The organism is Schnuerera sp., from assembly GCF_035459645.1.
Taxonomy (GTDB): Bacteria; Bacillota; Clostridia; order Tissierellales; family Tepidimicrobiaceae; genus Schnuerera.
In genome coordinates this window covers 1-5,030 of the sequence record NZ_DATHXO010000514.1, presented here as the reverse complement: position 1 = coordinate 5,030, position 5,030 = coordinate 1, and the positions used below count along the sequence as shown (strand labels likewise).

At 33.5% G+C, this 5,030-nt stretch carries 3 protein-coding genes; all 3 read right to left on the bottom strand.

Features of this window, described 5'->3' with window-relative positions:
* Positions 1 to 104: 104 nt before the first annotated feature.
* On the bottom strand, positions 105 to 3,635 hold the full coding sequence (nifJ, locus tag VK998_RS12015) for a pyruvate:ferredoxin (flavodoxin) oxidoreductase (RefSeq protein WP_325228667.1): 3,531 nt from the start codon (positions 3,633 to 3,635) through the stop codon (positions 105 to 107).
* Between the two features lie 167 nt (positions 3,636 to 3,802).
* Entirely contained in the window at positions 3,803 to 4,738 is a 936-nt protein-coding gene (gene hprK / locus VK998_RS12010; RefSeq protein ID WP_325228665.1) for an HPr(Ser) kinase/phosphatase, read from the bottom strand.
* A 1-nt stretch (position 4,739) separates the two neighbouring features.
* Positions 4,740 to 5,030: helix-hairpin-helix domain-containing protein (locus VK998_RS12005; protein WP_325228663.1), on the bottom strand; the 291-nt coding region annotated here is incomplete at its 5' end.

The window sequence follows — 5,030 nt, the reverse complement described above, 5'->3', positions numbered from 1 at the left end:
ACCTCCTACAATATAATTATTCATAGGAGGTATCCATTATGTAAGGAATGTATAATCGAATAAATACTAAAGGTAGAGACCTAAGTCCCTACCTTTTAATATTTCTAGTCTTCTGCCATCTTCTTATATTTTTCATATTTTTCCTTAGCGTCTTGTTCTGCTGCTGCAAATAATTCATCAGCTATTTCTGGGAAAGTTCGACGTAAGGATGTATATCTTACTTCCGAGTTTATGAAATCCATAAATGGTTTTGATGGTTCTTTTGAATCTAATACAAATGGATTCTTACCTTCTTCTTTTAGTCTTGGGTCGAATCTATATAGATGCCAATATCCAGTTTCAACAGCTTTCTTCTCTTGTGCTATACTTGTTCCCATTCCAGTTGTTATACCATGGTTAATACATGGTGCATAAGCTATTACTAAAGAAGGTCCATCATAGGATTCTGCTTCTCGTAATGCTTTCATTAATTGATTCATATTGGCTCCCATAGCTACTTGTGCTACATATACATATCCATAGGATGCTGCAATCATACCTAAGTCTTTCTTTCTTACCTTTTTACCAGAAGCTGCAAACTTAGCAACTGCTGCTGTTGGTGTAGCCTTAGATGATTGGCCACCTGTATTAGAATATACTTCTGTATCGAATACAAGTACATTTACATTTTCTCCAGAAGCTAATACATGGTCAAGTCCACCAAATCCTATATCATACGCCCAACCGTCTCCACCAAATATCCATACAGATTTTTTGATTAAATAGTCTTTTAATTCAGCAATTTCTTTAAGAATTTCATTGCCTCTTTCGTTAGAAAGATTTCTATCCAGTCTTGCTACAATAAGTCCTGTTGCAGCTTTAGATGCTTTTGGATCATCTTTTCCTTCTAACCATCCATTAAATGCTTCATTTAACTCATTATCTATATTTAGTTCAATAAATTCTTTCATTAACATTTCTAATTTTTCTCTTATCTTCTTAACTGCTACTGCCATACCATATCCATATTCTGCATTATCTTCAAATAAGGAATTCGCCCAAGCAGGTCCTTTACCTTCCTTATTTGTACAGTATGGAGTTGATGGTGCACTTGCTCCCCAAATCGATGAACATCCTGTAGCATTTGCTAAAATCATTCTATCTCCAAATAGTTGAGTTACAAGTTTGGCATATGGTGTTTCTCCACAACCAGCACATGCTCCTGAGAATTGTAACAATGGTTGTTTAAATTGACTGTTTTTAACGTTTGTTGCTGGTAATAAATCTTCTTTAGGTTCTATATTTTCTATTGCATAATCCCAGTTCTTAGATTGTACTTCATATTGCTCTTCAAATGGTTTCATAACCAATGCTTTTTCTTTAGCTGGACAAACATCTGCACAATTTCCACATCCTGTACAATCTAATGGAGAAATTTGTATACGGAATTCTAATCCTTCCAGTCCCTTGCCTATAGCTTTCTTAGTTTCAAAAGTTTCTGGTGCATTTTTCTTTTCTTCTTCATCTACTAAGAAAGGTCTTATTACTGCATGAGGACATACATAAGAACATTGGTTACATTGGATACAATTTTCCATTTTCCATTCTGGCACTTCCACGGCAATACCACGTTTTTCATAAGCTGCTGTTCCATGTGGAAATGCTCCATCTTCTTTACCAACAAAGGTACTTACAGGAAGTTTATCTCCTTCTTGTCTATTCATTGGTATTACAACATCTTTTATAAATTCTGGCACTTCTTTTTCTTCTTCTTGTGCTTCATCCACTGCGTCTTTCCAAGATTCAGGTATATCTATTTTTACTAAAGCATCGATTCCTTTATCTACTGCTTCAAAGTTCATATTAACAATTTTTTCACCTTTTCTTCCATAGGTCTTTTCAATTGAATCCTTTAGATGTTTTATTGCTTCATCTATTGGTAGAACTTCAGCAAGTTTAAAGAATGCAGATTGCATTATCATATTGGTTCTTCCACCAAGGCCTATATCATTAGCTATCTTTGTTGCATCTATAATGTGGAAATCTATATTATGTTCTGCTAAATATCTCTTCATTTCCGCTGGTAGATGCTCTCCTACTTCGTCTTTATCCCAGTTACAATTTAGAAGGAATTTCCCTCCATCTTTCAATCCACTTAGTAAATCATATTGATATACATAGGATTGTTTTGAACAAGAGATAAAATCTGCTTCGTCAATTAGATAAGTAGATTTTATTGGTTCATTCCCAAATCTTAAGTGGGATATAGTTACGCCACCAGATTTTTTACTATCATATGCAAAATATCCTTGAGCATACATATCTGTGTCATCACCAATTATCTTAATAGCACTCTTATTAGCTCCTACAGTACCATCTGAACCGAATCCCCAGAATTTACATCTTATAGTTCCTTCTGGTTCAGTATTTATATCTTCTTTTATCTCTAAAGATGTATGAGTAACATCATCTACTATACCTATGGTAAATCTATCTTTTGGTTTATCTTCTTTTAAGTTATCGAATACAGCTTTAATTTGTGATGGTGTTGTATCCTTAGATCCTAATCCATATCTTCCACCAACAATTACTGGTTGTAAATCCGACTCATAAAATACACTCTTAATATCTAGGTGTAGTGGTTCTGCAATAGCGCCTTTCTCTTTTGTTCTATCAAGAACAGCTATTTTTTTAACAGATTTTGGTAGTATATCAAAGAAATATTTGTCAGAGAATGGTCTATATAAATGAACCTTAACAACTCCTACCTTTTCTCCTTTATCCATTAAATAATCAATAGTTTCTTCTATAGTTTCAGTAACTGAACCCATAGCTACAATTACTCTTTCAGCTTCTGGATGTCCATAATAGTTGAAAGGTTTATAATCTCTACCAGTTATTTTGTTTATTTCTTTCATATAATCATTTACAACTTCAACGATATTTTCATAATAAGGATTTGCAGATTCTAAAGCTTGAAAATAAATATCTGGATTTTGAGCAGTTCCCTTTGTATATGGGCGCTCTGGGTTTAATGATCTATTTCTAAACTCGTTTAATGCTTCATAATCAACAAGTTTCTTTAAATCTTCATAATCCATTACTTCAATTTTTTGAATTTCATGGCTAGTTCTAAATCCATCAAAGAAATGTACAAAAGGTACTCTACCTTTAATAGCGGACAAATGAGCAACTCCTGCTAAGTCCATTGCTTCCTGTACACTGCCTGAAGCAAGTAGCGCAAACCCAGTTTGTCTTGTTGCCATTACGTCTTGATGATCACCAAATATACTTAATGCATGACCTGCTATAGCTCTTGCAGACACATGGAATACAGCTGGAAGTAATTCACCAGCCATTTTATACATATTAGGTATCATTAGTAATAATCCTTGTGAAGCAGTAAAAGTTGTAGTTAATGCACCTGCTGATAAGGAACCATGAACTGCACCAGCAGCTCCTGCCTCCGATTGCATTTCTGTTACCAAAACATTCTGATCAAAGATGTTTTTTCTTCCATGGGCGGACCACTCGTCAACCAACTCGGCCATACTAGATGATGGTGTAATTGGGTATATAGCTGCTACATCTGTAAAAGCATAAGCCACATGGGCTGCAGCAGTGTTACCATCCATGGTTTTCATAACTTTTGCCATTAATAGACCCCCTCATATGTTAATAAAGTATGTTTAATTTTAAACAAAGTTTTACTAGCTCTATCCAGAATCCTAAACTAAGAATTCTAGGCTGACTAAAAACTATGTCGATAATTTCATCTACAAATTAAGTATATTAAACATCAATAATAAAGTCAACCAGTTAACTATATGTTTTTATGCATTCTCATCGTAGCTTGTTCTTTTATTTTATCATTCAATTCTACAGCTGCATTATACCCTAACTTTTTCTGTCTAGTATTCCTTGCAGCAACTTCCACAATCATGGCAAGATTTCTACCAGGTCTTACAGGAATGACTAATTTAGGCACTTTAACATCTAGTAATTCCATAAAATCACCATCTAGTCCAACACGATCGTATTCTTTAGCTTTATCCCAAAATTCAAATTCTATTACTAAGTCTATAAATTCATTACTCTTAATCGCACCTACACCATATAGTCTTTCAATGTCTAATATTCCTATACCTCGTATCTCCATAAAATGTCGAATCAGTTCAGGAGCTTCTCCTCTTAAACCTTCTTCTACTCTTTTTATTTCTACTACATCATCTGCTATTAGACGGTGTCCTCTTTTAACTAATTCTAATGCAGTTTCACTTTTTCCTACTCCACTTTCACCCATAATAAGTATTCCCATACCATAAACTTCAACCAATACACCATGAACAGTAGTCTCTGGTGCTAAAACATAATCTAAATAGTTGATTAATACATTTACAAACTTAGTTGTAGAAAGTTCAGTCCTTAATATACTCCTATTATGTTGAATTGCCAACTTCAGCATTTCTGGGAATACTGGTAATTCTCTAGAAATAATAATAGCAGGGAAGGGATAAGAAAATATTTCATCAAATCTTTCGTAACGCAAATGCTCTGTTAAACCATTACAATAATGCCATTCTACATTTCCAATTATTTGCAACCTTTCATAGGCAAATTTATCAAAATACCCTGATAATGGTAATCCTGGTCTATTAATTTCACTTGCATTAATTTTAATTTCTTCTACATTATCAGCTTCGTATACTACTTCCAATTTTAAGTCTTCTATTATTTTATCCAAAGTAATATAATCCATATTATCTCTCCTTCCTTCTATTAAAGTGATTGTATAAATCCTCTGCTACCTTTCTATTCATGCTTTTTACTTTTGCTAATTCCTCAACAGAAGCATTTTTTATATTATCTATAGTATGAAAATGTTTAAGCAGTTCTTTCTTTCTTTTTTCTCCAATACCTTTTATATCATCTAACTCTGATTTGAACATCTTCTTACTCCTTAAACTTCTATGGTATGATATAGCAAATCTATGGGCCTCTTCTTGTATCTTGAAAATCAACCTAAACCCTGCACTGTTTTGATCTAATTT

Bases quoted from the DNA above. Each gene is read 5' to 3' on its own strand.
- nifJ (WP_325228667.1), bottom strand. From the start codon at position 3,635: ATGGCAAAAGTTATGAAAACCATGGATGGTAACACTGCTGCAGCCCAT.
- hprK (WP_325228665.1), bottom strand. From the start codon at position 4,738: ATGGATTATATTACTTTGGATAAAATAATAGAAGACTTAAAATTGGAA.